The sequence below is a fragment of the Tenacibaculum profundi genome, assembly GCF_057162725.1.
The window spans coordinates 3,290,893-3,309,219 of the sequence record NZ_CM169894.1 but is presented as its reverse complement, the minus strand read 5'-3'; the positions used below and the strand labels follow the sequence as shown (position 1 = coordinate 3,309,219).

Genomic DNA, 18,327 nt, shown 5'->3' with positions numbered 1-18,327 from the left:
AATAATAAATTTATTAAGGTCTTTTTTAGTAAAAACTATTTGAAAGGTGTAAGTTAATATTTAAACAAACGTCTTATTAATCAAAGGAACATCGATAATGTTTCTTTTTCATAGTTTTTCATAGCAATTTTCCCACTTCTTTTTAGAAGTGGGTTTTGTTTTTTATCTTTCGTCATAAATGATCTTCATTGAAAAAAATAATAGTTTCCGTTACCAATGATGTCGCTAATGACCAAAGAGTGTCAAAAGTATGCGATACACTCTATAATTTAAAATATGATGTAAGCTTAGTTGGAAGAAAATTATCGAATAGTAAAAATCTAAAAAGGCACTACCCAATCAAACGCTTTAAATTACTATTCAATAAAGGAGTTTTATTTTATATCGAATTTAATATTCGTTTATTCTTTTATTTACTTTTTTCAAAAAGTGACATTCTTCTTGCTAATGATCTAGATACTTTACTTCCAAATTTTATAGTTAGTAGAATAAAAAATAAAGAGCTTGTATACGATAGCCACGAATTATTTCCTGAAATTCCAGAACTTTTACAACGCCCTTTTAAAAAAAAAATATGGAAAACCCTTGAAAGAATTTTACTCCCGTATTTAAAAAATTGTTATACCGTTAGCGACAGCATTGCGCATTATTATAAGGAAGAATACAATACTCATTTTAATGTTGTTCGAAATATTCCTATTCTATCCAAGACTAAAACAAGGAACTTTACTAAAGTTCCTTTTAAAATAACTAAAAAAAAAATAGTGTTATACCAAGGAGCTGTTAACGTCGGTAGAGGCATAGAACTTATGATTGAAGCAATTGACATCCTTACAGATTGCTACTTTTTAATCATAGGTCATGGCGATATCTTTGAAGAAATTAATAAATTAGTTAGTCAGAAAAACTTGAACAATAAAGTTTATTTTTTAGGAAAAATAGCACCACAAGAATTAAAAGACATCACTCCTTTAGCACATGTAGGCATAAGTATTGAAGAGGACTTAGGACTTAGTTATCGATATTCTTTACCAAATAAAATATTCGATTATATACATGCGCAAATCCCTGTCATAACTTCAAATCTTCCTGAAATGAAAAAAATAGTACATCAATATAAAATAGGTGAAGTTCTAGAAGAGAGAACACCAGAGAGACTTGCTGAGAAAATTGAGTATATCCTAAATAAAAATTATTCAGCAAATTTGAAAAATGCAAAAAAAGAACTTACTTGGGGTAACGAAGAAATTATTATAAAACGAATATTTAACTCTTTTGAATAATATTATTATCATAGTGGCCTTTGACATTCCTTACCCTCCAAATTATGGAGGCGTCATTGATATTTACTACAAAATCAAAAAGCTTAATGAAATTGGTTGTCAAATTATTTTGCATACCTATAAATACGGAAGCAGAAAAGAAAATAAAAAACTCAATGATTTATGCACAGAAGTTTATTACTATGATAGAAAAAGAAGCCTCAAACACTTTTTTTCGTTAACTCCTTTTATTATCGTATCAAGAACTTCTAAAAAACTTACTAAAAGATTACAAAATAATCATTACCCAATTATTTTTGAAGGACTTCATACCACTTCTCCACTTGTTTATAATGAAGCATTGTGTAAAAGAGCATTTGTGAGAACGCATAATATTGAACATCAATTTTATTTTGGCTTGTGTAAAAGTGAACAAAATATATTCAAAAAGATATTTTTCTGGACAGAAGGCCTGAAGCTAAAAAAATATGAGAAAATACTAGATAAAGTCGAAGGAATATTTACCATATCAAAAGCAGATCAAAAATATTTTTCAACCAAATATGGATATAAAACTAAATATATCCCTGTCTTTCACCCTACCACAACACCTTCTATTGCTATTTCCTCAAATACTAAAAAATTTCTTCTTTATCATGGAGATCTTCGTGTACCAGATAATATTAGAGCATCAATCTATTTGATAAATATTTTTAAAAACTCACCCTACAGACTCGTGATAGCAAGTAGTTTTGAAAAAAAACGTATTTTAAAACAAATAGCGAAGCATAAAAACATTTCTTTTAAAAACATCACTGATAAAAATAATTTATCTGAACTACTAGCGAAGGCGCAAATAAACATTCTTATTACGTTTCAAAAAACTGGAATAAAACTAAAATTGATGAATTGCTTATTCAAGGGCAAACACATTATCGCTAATACTAAAATGATTGATGATACTGGGCTTGAAGACTTATGCCATTTGGCAAACTCAAAACAGGCAATACTAGAACAGACAAAAAATCTTCTTTACAAAGAGTTTATTCAAAATGACAGAAAAAAAAGAAAACGTAAACTCAAAGAATTTTGCCCAGTAAATGCTGCGGCTAGTATCCAGTCAATTATCTTTAAGTTGTAGCATGTTGTTGCACGACTTCAAAAAGCTCTCCTCCTTCGCACTTCATTGTTTTCTGTTTAAATTTAACAATAAGCTGATAATCATGAGTTGCCATTAGAATTGTTTTTCCACTTTGATGAATTTCATTTAACAACCCCATAACTTCAAGTGATGTTTTAGGATCTAAATTCCCTGTTGGTTCATCTGCAAGTATCAATTCTGGGTCATTCAAGAGTGCCCTAGCTATAGCCACACGTTGTTGTTCTCCCCCAGAAAGCTCAAAAGTTTTTTTGTAATACTTTTCCTTCATTCCAACTTTGTTAAGCACTTCGTATATTTTCTCTTTCATATCATTCTTGTTTTTCCAACCTGTTGCCTTTAGCACAAACTCCAAATTTTCATATACATTTCTATCACTCAAAAGCTTAAAGTCCTGAAATACAACCCCCAGTTTTCTTCTCAGAAAAGGTATATCTTTTTGCTTCATTTTCTTTAAATCAAAACCTACAATGCTGCCTAAGCCTCGAATTAACTTCAAATCGCCATACAATGTTTTTAGCAAACTACTTTTTCCGCTTCCTGTTTTTCCAATTAAATAATAAAAGTCTCCTTTATGAAGCGTAAAATCGACTTTAGATAACACTAAATTGTCACGCTGATAAATATCAGCCTTTTCAAGTTGTAAAACAGGTGATTCCATAAACATACATTATTTTTACAAAATTAAATTTTATTATTTAATTCTATATAACATTTATTACTTTTGATAGATAATTCTGCAAACAAATACAAAAAACAAACGTTATAGTTTCTAGTTAACTAAAAAATATGAGATTTAATTGTTTTAGAAAGAAAATTTTCTTTCTACTAATACTGGTTGAGACTTGGCAAGGAGTTGCTCAAAAAACTGCTCTGAATGTAGATAATAGTTCTGACTATTATAAAGCTTTAGAACTTTATAATAACAAGGCTTACGCTCCTGCTCAAAAATTATTTATAAATGCCTCAAAAAAGGCTCCTTCAAACTCAACACTAAAAGGAAATGCTGATTTTTATGATGCTATGTGCGCTATAAAACTCACCCAAGATAATGCCAATCAAAAAATACTTGGTTTTGTAAAAAATCACCCATACCATAACAAAAAGGAAACTGCTTTTTTAAAAGTCGGTAACTATTATTTTGCCAATCGCAAGGCATCACATGCATTACGTTGGTATCAAAAGGTAAATGAAAATCTTCTTAACCAAGAAGAAAAAGATGAGTTAAACTATAAAATGGGGTACTCTCTTTTAGTTTCAAATTATCTCAAAGATGCCAAATCACGATTCAAAAGATTGCTAGGAAATCCTGTTTATGGTAACGACGCTCGATACTATTATGGTTACGTTGCTTATAAGCAAGAAAACTTTGGAGAAGCTGAAAATAATTTAAGTCAACTTGCGAATGATGCCACGTATCAATCAAAAGCAAATTATTATATTCTTGATATAAGCTTTAAAGGTGGAAATTTTGATAAATCGGTTCAAATTGGTGAAAAATTACTTGAATCTACAAAAGACAAAAACAAGAGGTCTCAAATCTCTAAAATAATAGGTGAAAGTTATTTTAACTTAAAGAAATACGATTTGGCAATTCCTTATTTAAAGAAATACAGAGGAAAAGGAGGAAAATGGACAAATACAGACTATTATTACTTAGGTTATGCCTACTATAAACAAAAAGATTATGAAACTGCCATCAATAATTTTAACAAAATTATTGGTGGCACAAACAAAGTAGCTCAAAATGCTTATTATCACCTCGGAGAATGTTATTTAGAACTGGACAAAAAAGCGGAAGCATTGAACGCTTTTAAAAATTCGAGTGAAATGGATTTCGATTCAAAAATTACGGAAAGTTCTTGGTTAAATTACGCAAAATTGAGTTATGAACAAGGAAACCCGTACAAAAGTGTTCCTGAGGTTCTTAAAGAATTCATAAAAAAATACCCATTATCAAGTGAAACTGAAAGTATAAAAGAACTACTGATCACTTCCTATTTACATCAACAAGATTATGTTGGAGCACTAGAATATTTAACGCAAAATAAAAACACTAGAAATGATGCTCTTGTAAATGAAGTATCGTATTACAGAGCAATTCAACTATTCAATGAACAAAAAATTGCTGAATCAGTTTCGTTTTTTACAAATGCTTCAAAAGCTGAAAATACAGAGATTGCTAACAGAGCTAATTATTGGTTAGCTGAAACTTCGTATCTAAAAGGAAATTATGAAGAAGCCCTTACTTATTTTTCTTTAGTTTTAGAAAATAACACCCAGGAATTCAATCAATTACACTACAATATTGCTTACGCTCATTTTAAACTAAAAAACTATCCAGAAGCAGCAAAATATTTTGAGGCTTTTTTAAGTAAAAACAGTGATGATACAGATTTAAATGACGATGCCTCTAACAGATTAGGAGATTCTTTTTATGCTTCTAAAAATTATGAAAAAGCAATTTTAGCATATAAAAAAGTTATTGAAGAAGGTGGTGCTGGAGCTGACTATGCGCAATACCAAACCGGTATGAGTTATGGTTTTTTAGGTAAAAGTGATGAAAAAATAACCAACCTTCAAAAGGTTAGTAATAATTATCAAAATTCACAGCTTAGAGATGATGCGTTGTATCAAGTCGCAAATACATTTAACGCTAAAGGAAATGATGATAGCGCCCAAGCAACCTATGACAGATTACTTAAAAAACATCCCAAAAGTAGCTATGTTCCAAACGTACTATTAAGGCAAGGCTTATTATTTTATAATAATGGTAATAACAATAAAGCGCTTGAAAAATATAAAGCTGTTGTTTCAAAGTTTCCTAGTTCTCCAGAGTCTCGTCAAGCTATAACAAATATAAAAAATGTCTATATCGATATAGGAAAAGTTGAAGAATATGCTATTTGGGTTAAAAACATAAAATTTGTAAATGTTTCAGATACCGAATTGGATGATGCAACATTCCAGTCCGCAGAAAATAAATTTTTAGAAAATAACACAGAAAAAGCCATCTCAGGTTTTTCAAATTATCTTCAACGTTTTCCTAATGGATTAAATGCTCTAAAAGCTAACTTTTACTTAGCTCAGTCTTTAAGTAAAATAGGAAGTGAAAATAAAGCCATTCCTCATTATTCTTTTGTGACAGAGCAACCCAAAAATGAGTTTACAGAAGAATCACTGGCTAAGTTAGCGCAGATTTATTTAGACAATGGTAACTGGAAAAACGGAATTGAAGTACTGAATAAATTAGAAAATGAAGCCAATTACCCACAAAATCTTGTTTTTGCGCAAAGCAATTTAATGAAAGGATACTATGAAAGTGAGGAATATGCAAAGGCTATAAAATATGCTGAGAAGGTGCTTGAAAATCCGAAAGTAGATAAAAAAGTTAATGAAGATGCCAATATAATAATTGCACGTGCTTCTATTAGAACCAATGAATATGAAAAGGCAAGAGAGTTCTATCATGAAGTCGGAAAAAGTGCCTCCGGGAAGTTAAAAGCTGAGTGTCTTTATTACAATGCTTTTTTCTTAAACGACGAAAAAGCATATGAAGACTCTAATCAAGCAGTACAAGATTTGATTGCTAATTATTCTAATTATAAATATTGGGGAGTTAAAAGCTATGTTATAATGGCTCAAAATTATTATGCTTTAAAAGATGCCTATCAAGCTACTTATATCTTAGAAAATATAATAAAAAACTTCAAGCAATTCCCTGATGTTACTGAAGAAGCTCAAAATCAACTCAGTACAATAAAAATAAAAGAAGCAAAAACCAACGAATCAGTAACAAAACAAAATTAATAATTGTTACAACTCAAAGCTAAATATTTATAACAATGAAAAAGTATATATGGTTACTTGTTGTGTTTGTGACAACTATTATAAATGCTCAAGATAAAAAACAAAAAGTAAAAGATTCTGTAAAAACAGAAGTTGTTAAGGTAGTAACTTCGTATGTTCCAAAAATCACAGACGCTTTTAAAATAAAGCAAAAGCCTACTATTTCGCATACTAAAGAAACAGAAAAAAAACAACTTAATTATCAAATATATTCGGTTCCTGTAGCCTCTACCTTCATTCCTAAAAGCGGTTCATTAAAAAAAATTAACCTCGGAAAACGTGAAAGACTTTATGCCAATTACCTCTCAGCTGGTTTTGGCAATATGGCAGCTCCCTTCCTAGAGGGTTATTTTAGAAGAAGTATGAACTACGAGAGTGAATTATCAGGTTATTTTAAATTTTTACTATCCTTAAACCCGGTTCAAAACTCTCAATTAAGTAGTACCTTCTACAATCTTGATTTTGATTTAAATCATCAACAATCGGAACGTTATTTTTCATGGAAAGTTGGATTAGATCTTAATAGAGATAAATACAATTGGTATGGATTACCTACTAATATTAACTTTAGAGATCGTGTAATAGACGCCATTGAGGAAGGCCAAACTTTTGGTTCTTATAAACTGTATGGTAGTGTTGATTTTGACGAAAGTTATCTTAACACAGTGCATGGTGCTATTTCTTTTTTTGCCGATGGCTTTAGTAGCTCTGAATTTAATATTGATTTAGGGGCTGATTTTAATTTTTCATTGGATAGAATTCATAGAAACCTTAATGACTTATCTCTTAAAACTACCCTTAACTACATTGGTAGTAAGTTCGATAAAGCCTATGAAAATCAAGACGAGTTGAAATATCGTTTTTTTACAGCCGGCTTAAACCCCTCCTATGAATTTATATTAAATGATTTAGAAATTAAACTAGGCGCCAAAGGTTATTTTTCGCTTGAACTCGAAAGCAACACTAATAATATAATGGTGTATCCGGATGTACTATTGTCACATCCAATTGTTAAAAACTTTGCTAATATTTACGTTGGTGCTTCTGGTGGCTTATACAATAACAGTTACAAAAATTTCACTGATGAAAACCCTTTCTTATCACCTTCTTTGAATATTGTTCAAACTAACGAAAAATACAATGCATTTACTGGCATTCGAGGTAAAATGGGACAACAATTCGGTTATAATTTAAAAGGTAGTTATTCTGATGTTGAGGATATGCCCTTTTTTGTTTTAAATCATTCAAAATCCAATGGAGAAAGAACCACCGACGGAAATGCTTTTATACTTTATGGTTATGAATACGGAAATTCTTTTAAAGTAGTTTATGACAATGTAAAACTAGTTACTATTTCTGCAGAAGCTACCTTTGAGGGAATTAAGGACCTTGCCTTAAGTGCCAATTTACAGTACAACCAATTTACATTGGAAAATATTGAGCATCCGTGGAATACTCCTGAAATAAAAGGAGAACTTGCGGGCTTATATAAAGTATCAAAATGGTACGCTGGCGCCAATATCTTTTTCGTAGGTGATAGAAAAGGCATTCTTTATGAAAATAACAGTGCTTTTCCCTATACCACAGTAGATTTAGAAAGTTATATAGATATTAACTTTAATGGAGGATATCAATTTCATGATGATTTTTCTGTCTTCTTAAATCTTAAAAATGTGCTTAGTAATAACTACCAGCGCTTTACTAATTTTCAAGTGCAAGGTTTTCAGGCAATGGCCGGTATATCTTGGAAATTTGACACCTTATTTTAACAAACAATTTTCAAAATAATTATCATTAAAAAGTCGAGGATTAAATAGCTATAAATCCTCGACTTTTTGGTTTGTTAGTAAAGACATTTACAAGAAAACAGCAACATATTTAAATTATAGTACTATCATATTTTTACGTAGCTTTAACAACTACATAGATTAAATGATCAATTTACAAATGAAAAAACGAACAATACTTTCGCTGGCGATGGCTTGTATTTTTACTGTTTCGTGTAAAAAGGAACACAAGACACCCCAGGAACAAAAGAACTCAAAAGCTCTTTCCGCCGAGGAAAAAAAAGATTCTACCAATATTAAGCACTTATTTAACTCGGTACTTTCAGAAGGTAAGTCTTACCAATGGTTAAGAGATTTAACTTCTATTGGAGGGCGACTTTCAGGTTCTGAAGAAGCTGCAAAAGCTGTTGTTTGGGGCGAAAAAGTGATGAAGGAAGTAGGGTTAGATTCGGTATGGTTACAACCTGTTATGGTGCCTCACTGGGTTCGCGGCGAGAAAGAAATTGCAAACTATACACACAACGGAAAAAAAGTCAATGTTCCTATTTGTGCTCTTGGCTTTTCTATCGCAACTCCCTCTGAAGGAATAACAGCCGAAGTAATTGAAGTAAAAAGTTTAGACCAAGCGGAAGCTCTTGGCGAAAAAGCAAAAGGTAAAATCGTTTTTTTCAATGGCGCTTTTGATAATACTCTAATTAACACTTTTCATGCTTATGGAGGGTGTGTTGGACAACGGTTTGCTGGTGCTGCCACTGTTGGAAAGTTTGGCGCCGTTGGTATGATTGTTCGCTCTATGACCAATGGTATTGATGATTACCCACACACAGGCTCAATGAGCTACAAAGATTTACCAGAAAACAAATACATTCCTGCCGCAGCAATTAGTTCTAGGGCTGCTGAAAATCTTAGCAAACACCTGAGAGAAAGGCCCAACTTAAAATTCTATTTTAAACAAAATTGTAAAACCTTACCAGACACTCCTTCTTTTAATGTAGTTGGGCAAATCAATGGATCGGAAAATCCAGATAAAATCATGGTTGTCGGTGGTCATTTGGATTCTTGGGATTTAGGTGAAGGAGCACACGACGACGGTACTGGTGTTGTTCAGTCACTGGAAGTAGCCTATTTATTAAAAAAGAATGGTATAAAGCCTAAAAACACCCTGAGGGTTGTCTTTTTTATGAATGAAGAAAATGGCTTACGGGGTGCTACAGAATACAATCGACTTGCCGAAGAAAATGACGAAATACATATTGGTGCTTTAGAAGCGGATGCCGGCGGACACACCCCCAGAGGGTTTACCATTGACGCCAATGAGAAAAATGTAGACCTCGTAAAAAGTTGGAAAAAATTATTAGCCCCTTACGGGCTACATGATCTATTAAAAGGAGGTGCTGGAGCCGATATTAAACCTTTAAAAAACGATCATATTACTCTAATAGGATACAGACCAGACTCGCAACGCTATTTTGACTATCATCATACAGAAACAGATACTTTTGATAAAGTAAATAAACGCGAGCTTGAGTTAGGAAGTGCCTCAATGGCTAGTATTATTTATTTAATGGATAAATACCTATACACTAAAAATACTTTGAAGCCATAGTTTAATTTACTTGTTATTATTTCTTTTAATACTCGTTTGAAATGATGTTTCATAAGACAGCGGTATTCATTTTATGGGAACAAAAGATGATTGCGTCATGTCAAAAACAAATAACACACTTTAAACCAAAAGATTACAAAAAACTTCAAAAACGGGATTTTTTTAACATAATTATGACAGAGAGGTAAACGTTTACAACTATTTATAAAAACCTGTAAACGTTTACTTTACAAAAGTAAAAAAACATAAAGTACTGGCTTACAACAAAATATTCTGATTTCCAAATAATAGTATATTTGTAATGGAAACATATACTAATTTGTGTATCCGCCAGTTAGCTATAATGAAAAACTTGCCATATATCATAGAAGTATCTTTAAAACGGAATAAAATTGAAAATATGGAACGCTATCCTTTTTCAATTCCAGCAATACGTGAACTTGACTCTTTAAAGTTAGGTAAAGAAGTTACATTTTTTGTAGGAGAAAATGGTAGTGGAAAATCAACATTATTAGAAGCTCTAGCTGTTTCGTTGGGTTTTAATGCTGAAGGTGGCTCAAAAAATTTCAACTTTAATACACGTAATTCACATTCAAATCTTAATGAATACTTAAGAATTTCGAAATCTCATAAAAGACCCAAAGATGGATATTTTTTAAGGGCCGAAAGTTACTTCAATGTTGCTACAAATATTGAAAACTTAGACAAAGAACCAGGTAGTCCACGAATTATTGATTCTTACGGTTCCGTATCGCTGCACGAGCAGTCTCATGGGGAATCCTTTCTATCTCTAATGATTCATAGATTTGGAGGAAAAGGGATTTATCTACTTGATGAACCTGAAGCAGCTCTTTCTCCAACTCGTCAACTTGCGTTATTAAGAAGAATGAATGATTTAACATCAGATTCTTCTCAATTTATTATAGCAACCCATTCGCCAATTTTATTAGCCTATCCAAAGGCAACTATCTATGAATTTAATGACAAAAAAATCTCAAGAGTAAAATATGAGGATACTGAACATTATAGAATAACTAAAGCATTTCTAGAAAATCCTAAAAAAATGCTCCATGAGTTATTTAAAAAATAACAAAATTAAAAACTACAGCTGACAATATAAATAATAAAGTTAATAAGTGGATCTCAAATTTTGTGCTAATTAATAAAGATTGCCAAATTTTAAAATTCAGATTTAAAGTAAAAAATTAAAAAAATAAAAAGTTCTGGGAAGTTTCTTAACGGGAAAGTTTTTTACTTTTAATCCCGAACTAATCATAACCGAAATGTTTATTTCATTAATAATAACAAAAAAATATGAGTGACATAAAAGAAATAACAGAAGCGCTGATTAAATTCAGAAATGAAAGAGATTGGGAGCAGTTTCACAACCCAAAAGATCTCGCGTTAGCTCTTAATATTGAAGCAGGTGAGCTTTTAGAAAACTACTTATGGAAATCTCATGAAGAAGCAGATAAAGAAAAAGTAAAAGAAGAATTAGCTGATGTTCTTGCTTATTCACTTCTGCTAGCTGAAAAATATGGGTTTAATGTCAAAAATATACTACTAGACAAAATAAAGAAAAACGCAGAAAAATACCCCGTGGAAAAAGCTAAAGGAACTGCAAAAAAATACAATGAGCTTTAATGAATAAAACTCCAGTTAAAATAAATCATTACGACTTTGAGAGCAGTCTATTTGAAGATTTAAGCACAAATCATTTTGCTAAAGACCTTTGGCCCCTAGTTTACATTTTAAGTGATGGCGAAACCAAAACAGCGTATATTGGAGAGACTACTGATGCCTATTCTAGAATGAAAGCCCACTTAAAACATAAAACTAAAAGTAAACTTTCATCTGTCCATTTAATCACAAGCGAAAAGTTCAATAAATCTGCTACCCTTGATATAGAATCCAATCTGATAAAATATATGTCTGGGGATAATGAGTTCACTCTGTTAAATGGAAACCTTGGACTTGCTAATCACAATTATTATCAAAAAAAAGAGATATACTGGGATATTTTTAACACGATTTGGAATCAACTCAGATCAAAAGGAGTATCTAAACATTCAATAGAACATATTAACAATTCTGACCTCTTTAAATACTCACCTTATAAAAGTTTAACTAAAGAACAAAGTCAAGGTTTACTTCAAATTTTACAGAATCTTGCTAAAGAAAAATATAATAATACTATTGTCGAAGGAGGCGCTGGCACTGGTAAAACAATTTTAGCCATTTTCTTGTTTAAAATGCTTTCAAATCAATTAGAGGATTTTAGTTTTAAAGAGTTCGGTGCAGAAGAAAACACTTATCTAGATTTAGTTAATCAGATAAAAAAAATACTTCCAGATCCTAAAATGGCATTAGTTGTACCAATGACCTCATTCAGAGCAACATTAAAAAAAGTTTTTAAAGGTATAAAAGGACTTAGTGCCAGCATGGTTATTGGGCCTGCTCAAGTAAGTAAACAAAAATATGATTTACTTGTAGTTGATGAGTCCCACAGGTTAAGAAGAAGAGTGAACTTAGGCACTTATTTCGGGGCTTTTGATAAAGCTTGTCTAGTACTTGATCTTGATAAATATAATGCAAGTGAATTGGACTGGGTAACCATGCAATCTAAGCATACTGTATTATTCTATGATCAAGGACAGTCAATTAAGCCATCTGATGTAAAAAAAGAACAATTTGACCTAATCAAAAAAGATAAAAACACCGCTATTCTAAAATTAAAATCTCAGTTCAGAGTAAAGGGTGGAAATGCTTATGTTGAGTACATAGACTCTCTATTAAATAATAAGTTAAATCTAGACTCTGCAAAATTCAATTCTAAAGAGTACGAATTTACTCTATTCGATTCAATAGAAACTATGATTGAACAAATAAAACTACGTGATAAAGAAAGTGGGCTTTCAAGGCTAATTGCTGGTTACTCATGGGAATGGAAATCAAAGAAAGACAAAAATGCTTTTGATATCAAAATAAATGATGTTCACCTAAAATGGAACGGTACATCAAATGACTGGATTAATTCAGATGGTGCAATTAATGAAGTTGGCTGTATACACACTACTCAAGGCTATGACTTAAATTATTCTGGGATAATTTTCGGAAATGAAATTTCATTTGACCCTGATAAACAAGAAATTATAGTAAAAGAAGAAAATTATTATGATAAAAACGGGAAGCAATCCATTAAAGACCCAAATGAACTAAAAGCTTTTATTATAAATATATACAAAACTATTATGCTTAGGGGGATAAAAGGCACGTACATTTACGTATGTGACCCCTTATTAAAAGCTCATTTTGATTTTTTTATACACAAACACAAAGCCAATCAGAATGAAAGCAAAACATTATTAAAAACTGGTAATATCAAGCCTTTTGAAAATTCAATTCCACTTTATAACATAAAAGTGGCAGCAGGTGTATTTGGTAAATTACAACAAGTAAAAGATATGGAATGGCTAAAAATTCCTAAAAAAATCAAACCTAGTAAAGACTTATTTGCATGTCAAGTAATTGGTGAGTCTATGAACAAGATAATTCCAAATGGTGCATTATGCTTATTCAGAAAATATTCAGGAGGTTCGAGAAATGGTAAAATAGTCTTAGTTGAAAACTCCAATATGTATGACTCCGATTTCGGTTCATGTTATACAGTTAAAGAATATGAAAGTAAAAAATATGAAGATAAAGATGGTTGGAAACATCAATCGATTATTTTAAAACCTTTATCTACTAACAGCTCATATAAAAATATAGTACTGAAAGATGAAGATTTGTCTACATTTAAAGTAATAGGAATCTTTGAATGTGTAATAGACTAAAAACCAAAATATAACAATGTGTTTTATTCAAAGTATTCTTCGAACTACTAAGACACCATACACGAAATATTAAAAATACACTCACTATACGAGGCAATAAAATAGCTACCTCCTTTTGTTAAATAAACTTGCTCTAGTCAATTTGATTACTTTCTTTACTTCATATATACTTTCTAACAATAAAATAGCTACTAATATCAAAATACAATAAGCATAACAAAATGCTGGTTTAACGACTTTCTCAAAAAATAATCTATAAAAAATTTATTTTAAATGCATCTTTTTAAAAAAGTATACGTCTATTATATGAATAATAAAAACAATAATTATGACCTTTAAAAATCAATGCTCTTGCAACTGTGATGGATGTGCAAATGGTAGCTGTAAAAATTGTACCTGCACTAACTGTACGTGTACTAATTGTAATTGTTAACCAACACCCGATATAATTAATTACTAAAATCGTAATCAAATGGTGTGAAACATCGTTTATCAAAGCTATTTGGCTTTGATAAACGGTATTTTTGTAAATTTATAGAATGACAACAAAACAAGTTTGGCGCAACTATTCAGATGATTTAAAACGTTTTATCTTTAGTAAAGTAAAAGATCAAAGTGTTACAGATGATATTCTGCAAGATACGTTTATAAAAATTCATACAAAACTTCATACACTTAAAGACATCACCAAATTAAAACCTTGGATTTTTAGTATTACCAGAAATTCAATCATTGATTATTTTAAAACGTCCCGTCAAAAAGCTACCCCGCACAATGTTGAGGAAACATCTGAGGAGGAAAATCATGCTCATACTGAACAAGACTGTTTGCGAGCTATTTTAAAAAATCTCCCCAAAAAATATCGTACGCCCCTATTTCTATCAGATATTAAAGGGTTCAAGCAACAGGAAATTGCTAAACAACTCAATCAAAGTTTAGCTGCTACGAAATCACAAATCCAAAGAGCACGAAAATTAATAGCACAAGGGTTTATGGATTGCTGCGGCTTTGTTATGAATAAAAATGGCAAATTAGTTGGTGAAATTCAGGATAAAGATGACTGTAAAATTTGCCAGTAACAAATTGTGATCATTTACCAACTATTTTCAAATTGAATTTCCCCTATTTATTTTTATAACGTATCACGTCCTGATCGTTATCATTGACGGTATTGGTTTGCCCTCCAGAGCTTCCTTTAACCGTTACTTTTAAGGGCACCTCTCCTTGAGAATTATTGGGTGAATTAAAAACGGCTTTTATTCCTACATATGACAATGAATTCCTAGGAAAAACACCTCCATTTCCTCTATATTCAAATTTATGCAAACCGCCATCTAATGTATATACCCAGTCAGAATTATTAAGAGTATATCCATTCAATTCTAGCAAATCAGTATCAAAGTCTAAAGTGTAAGTATTACTGTTTACAATTCTAAATTCAATGGCATCAACCATATTAGGTAAATTTCCATTTGATTCAGCGAAAGCAACAACAAAATCAATATTAGCTGAACTTCCATTAACAACAGTTGTTTGTGTATATATTGTTGGTGCGTAATCGGGAGGTGAAAAATTTCTTACAGTAATGGTCACTGTTGCCTCATCACAGGCTTGAGGGTTTCCGTTGTCACATACTCGATAACGAAAACTATCTGTTCCTGAATAATTTTGACTTGGTGTATATGTAAAATCTCCATTGGAGCTTAAAACAACATTCCCTTTACTTGGGTTGGTTACCGGAGTGCTTCTTACAGTTTGTGTATTTCCTTCTGGATCACTATCATTATCTAATACATTTCCTTTTAAAATACTATTGTAGTCAGTACTATAACCATCGTTTACAGCGCTGGTTGTATTCGTTTTACGACAATAAGTAACATTGTCCAGTCTTAAAATTCCATCATCAGCTCCTCTCCCATTAGGATTTACCGTATTTAACTTTAACTCTATTCTATTGATAGAGGTTACCCAGCTAGGTAAACGTATTTCTGCAGTAAGATTGGGATTTTGAGCTAACCTCCTACAGGTCATGGGCCATATACCGGTTGTTCCAGAAACCCAACTTGCACCGTTTCTAACTTGATTATCACCTGATTCTCCATTTTGATTACTTGGACTTTTCGCCCACCAAAACTCCGTTCCGTTTACTAATAATCTAAAAGCGAGTGAAGCACTTTGTCCTCCTGAATAACATGCCTCTCCTTCTTGACCGTTATTCGCGGCCCAAGAAAATCGAAGTCTGTAACCTCCAGAAGGAGCTGTTGAACTTGTAATAGTTGAAGATAGCGGAATACTGGTAGTATGATTTACATTTTCATTACCATATCCCTGATATCCAGTATCAACTCTTGGATTTTCTGTTTGAGTAACGCAAGTACCCCCTGTTACATTTCCTCTAAAAACACTATTCAACCTTAAAATACCATCATCAGCTCCTCTTCCATTAGGATTCACAGTGTGCAATTTTAGTTGAATACTTGATATTTTATTAACCCATGTTGGTAGTCTAATCTCAGCAGAAATATTAGGATTTTGAGCAAGTGATTTACAAGTCATATTCCAATTTCCTGTTGTACCAGAAACCCAACTAGCACCATTTCGAACTTGATTATCTCCCGACTCCCTATTCTGATTACTTGGACTTTTTGCCCACCAAAATTCAATTCCATTTACAAATAGCTGAAAAGCTAGAGAAGCGCTTTCTCCACCTGAGTAACAAGCCTCTCCCTCTTGCCCATTATTGGCTGCCCAAGAAAATGAAAGTCGATATCCCCCACTAGGAGCTGAAGAATTGAGAAGATTAGACGATAGGACAACATTGGTGGTATGATTTACGTTCTCATTGCCATATCCACGATACCCCGTGCTAACATTATAATGATCTATTTGACCTACGATTATTTGATTTACAAATAGTGTTAAGAATATAACTAAAGATTTGAATTCTAACCTAACACTTTTAAAAGAGAACACCCCTACATTTAACATACTAAATATTTTTAAAATTGCAATCAATAAGTTTCTTTAGTGATTACTAATTATATTATACGTGGGGGGGGGGGGGGGTTAAATTACTCAAAGATAATAATTTAAATCATTATTGAAAGCTCCTATTTTTAATATGTTAAATTATACTTCTAATTAAAACCAACAGATCAACTAAAATATGACCTAAAAAAGAGTTTTCTATTATTCTTCAAACACAAAAAGTGCTATCTAATATTTACTTTTTCTACCTTATTCTAAATGAAACACCTATACCTGCATACCATGAATCAGTATCCATCCAGCCCCCGTTAATATCAAATTGAATATCTTTATGAGGGATCCATGTAATACCAGAATGAATACGATTTAAAACACTGTCGTTATAATATTCGATAAAGTATTCAAACATACTTCCAATAGGAGTACCAATTAAAAATATGTTGTAAAAATTATCAATATATCCAAGATTATAATTGACAAATATATTTTTAAAACTTTTGGACATTGCCAACCTGAAATCATTCTTATTACTTACTAAATCTCTATTGTAAATAAAAGAAGTACCTATACCATAACTTGTATTTTCAGGATTCATCACCATAAATTTTACGCCTGCTGTATTTAAACTTGTATAATCAGTAGCGACTCTTAGTTCTATTTTATTAGTTATAGAACCTCTTAAAAAAGTAGTAAAATGAACACCTGATAAATGATTAAAAAAATCCAATCCATTTTCAAATTGTAGCTTATTTGGTGTAATAATCGAATACGATTCTGTTAAAGTAGGTCGTTGAGCATCTATAACCTCAACATTATCTTGCTGTGCATATGATAAAAACGGTATCATAATACTCATGAAAAAGGGAAAAATAACTTTCATTACTGCGTAATCTTTTTAAATGCAGATCAAAAATAATAATTTGACAAAAACAAACAATAAACAAATTTCCTCTATTCAGTTTTTTATTTATAATTAGCCATGATAAATTTAATGGTTTATTTTTTTTATGAGCAGAACACCTATTCATTTTAGATTTTTTTGATGATTCCTATTTAGATATAGATTTTAAAGGTTGACTTCTTGCCAACTAAAAAACCCCATAAAAAATGGGGTTATATTTTATATACTTTATGGTGTGAGTAATGTATACTAACTTTTTTAAAGGAAAAACAGCGCACCAAAGTTAATAGAACTTCTGCTGTTTGTTATATTTTCTCCATTATTTTCTTTATTAATGGAATTGAAACCACTTTGACCATCAAATTCAAAAAAAAGACGTGTATTTTCACTTATCTGAAACTTATATCCAATACCCAAGGCTAAACCAATATCTGTCGTCTCAAAGCTTTCCATTAATTCAATATTAGTAGAGATATCTTTTAAATTAACATCAATTAAAAACCCGGCATATAAACCAAAATTTAGGTACCAATTTCTATTTGACCCAAAATGCCAATTCGCTAAAACTGGTATCGTAAAATAACTTAGCTCATAATCTGAAATAACACGCTCTCCTGTATCATAATTATCTAAGAATCCATTACCCCATCCTTTTTGATCATAAATAAGTTTTGTTTTAATTCCCCAACGATCTGAGAAATAATACTCTCCAGTTAAAGCAATATTGAACCCTGTAGTATGATCAGTACTTAGATTGCTATTATTAAAAGTATTTCGTCCAAGCGTTACATTCGAAAAATTAACACCAATATTTCCTCCTAACTCGATGTCTCCTTTTTCTTGTGCTTTAAGAAAATTAAAAGATAAAATAGTAATACTAATAGCAACTAATAGCTTTTTCATAATAATTAATTTAACAATTTCGGGGCAAATATATAA

At 31.3% G+C, this 18,327-nt stretch carries 13 protein-coding genes; 9 read left to right on the top strand and 4 right to left on the bottom strand.

The annotated features are described in order from the left end of the window. Positions 1–188 precede the first annotated feature (188 nt). The gene (locus AC2GW8_RS13375; RefSeq protein ID WP_440880375.1) at positions 189–1,283 is read left to right on the top strand and encodes a glycosyltransferase; all 1,095 of its coding nucleotides are present in this window, start codon (positions 189–191) and stop codon (positions 1,281–1,283) included. Further along, the gene (locus AC2GW8_RS13370) at positions 1,276–2,403 is read left to right on the top strand and encodes a hypothetical protein (RefSeq protein WP_440880374.1); all 1,128 of its coding nucleotides are present in this window, start codon (positions 1,276–1,278) and stop codon (positions 2,401–2,403) included. The genes AC2GW8_RS13375 and AC2GW8_RS13370 overlap by 8 nt, the downstream gene beginning before the upstream one ends. On the opposite strand, the gene AC2GW8_RS13365 is transcribed toward AC2GW8_RS13370, so the two are convergent. Continuing rightward, entirely contained in the window at positions 2,393–3,082 is a 690-nt protein-coding gene (locus AC2GW8_RS13365) for a cell division ATP-binding protein FtsE (RefSeq protein WP_440880373.1), read from the bottom strand. The genes AC2GW8_RS13370 and AC2GW8_RS13365 overlap by 11 nt on opposite strands. A gap of 128 nt (positions 3,083–3,210) precedes the next feature. Here AC2GW8_RS13365 and AC2GW8_RS13360 point away from each other — a divergent pair, with 128 nt between their 5' ends. The 7 genes from AC2GW8_RS13360 (at position 3,211) to AC2GW8_RS13330 (ending at position 14,578) form a co-directional block, all read left to right on the top strand. Further along, a complete protein-coding gene (locus AC2GW8_RS13360) occupies positions 3,211–6,231 on the top strand; it encodes a tetratricopeptide repeat protein (protein ID WP_440880372.1) in 3,021 nt (1,006 codons plus the stop codon). A gap of 35 nt (positions 6,232–6,266) precedes the next feature. Further along, positions 6,267–8,039 carry a hypothetical protein gene (locus AC2GW8_RS13355; protein WP_440880371.1) on the top strand — a complete coding sequence of 591 codons (1,773 nt, stop codon included), beginning with the start codon at positions 6,267–6,269 and terminating at the stop codon, positions 8,037–8,039. Between the two features lie 178 nt (positions 8,040–8,217). Continuing rightward, on the top strand, positions 8,218–9,663 hold the full coding sequence (locus tag AC2GW8_RS13350; protein ID WP_440880370.1) for a M20/M25/M40 family metallo-hydrolase: 1,446 nt from the start codon (positions 8,218–8,220) through the stop codon (positions 9,661–9,663). 400 nt (positions 9,664–10,063) lie between these two features. Further along, positions 10,064–10,753, top strand: coding sequence for an AAA family ATPase (locus AC2GW8_RS13345; protein ID WP_440880369.1), 690 nt, complete (start codon positions 10,064–10,066; stop codon positions 10,751–10,753). A gap of 224 nt (positions 10,754–10,977) precedes the next feature. Beyond that, positions 10,978–11,307: a nucleotide pyrophosphohydrolase gene (locus AC2GW8_RS13340; RefSeq protein WP_440880368.1), complete on the top strand. Its 330-nt coding sequence runs from the start codon at positions 10,978–10,980 to the stop codon at positions 11,305–11,307. Next, positions 11,307–13,499, top strand: coding sequence for a DNA/RNA helicase domain-containing protein (locus tag AC2GW8_RS13335; protein ID WP_440880367.1), 2,193 nt, complete (start codon positions 11,307–11,309; stop codon positions 13,497–13,499). Before AC2GW8_RS13340 ends, AC2GW8_RS13335 begins: the two co-directional genes overlap by 1 nt. Before the next feature lie 539 nt (positions 13,500–14,038). Further along, the gene (locus tag AC2GW8_RS13330; protein ID WP_440880366.1) at positions 14,039–14,578 is read left to right on the top strand and encodes a sigma-70 family RNA polymerase sigma factor; all 540 of its coding nucleotides are present in this window, start codon (positions 14,039–14,041) and stop codon (positions 14,576–14,578) included. Between the two features lie 43 nt (positions 14,579–14,621). Here the strand turns inward: AC2GW8_RS13330 and AC2GW8_RS13325 are convergent, their stop codons facing one another. The 3 genes from AC2GW8_RS13325 to AC2GW8_RS13315 form a co-directional block, all read right to left on the bottom strand. After that, complete coding sequence (locus AC2GW8_RS13325; RefSeq protein ID WP_440880365.1) at positions 14,622–16,487, bottom strand: Ig-like domain-containing protein; 1,866 nt, start codon at positions 16,485–16,487, stop codon at positions 14,622–14,624. Between the two features lie 244 nt (positions 16,488–16,731). Then, positions 16,732–17,367, bottom strand: a complete 636-nt coding sequence (locus AC2GW8_RS13320; RefSeq protein ID WP_440880364.1) for a hypothetical protein — start codon at positions 17,365–17,367, stop codon at positions 16,732–16,734. A 279-nt stretch (positions 17,368–17,646) separates the two neighbouring features. Then, a complete protein-coding gene (locus tag AC2GW8_RS13315; RefSeq protein WP_440880363.1) occupies positions 17,647–18,291 on the bottom strand; it encodes a porin family protein in 645 nt (214 codons plus the stop codon). Positions 18,292–18,327 lie beyond the last annotated feature (36 nt).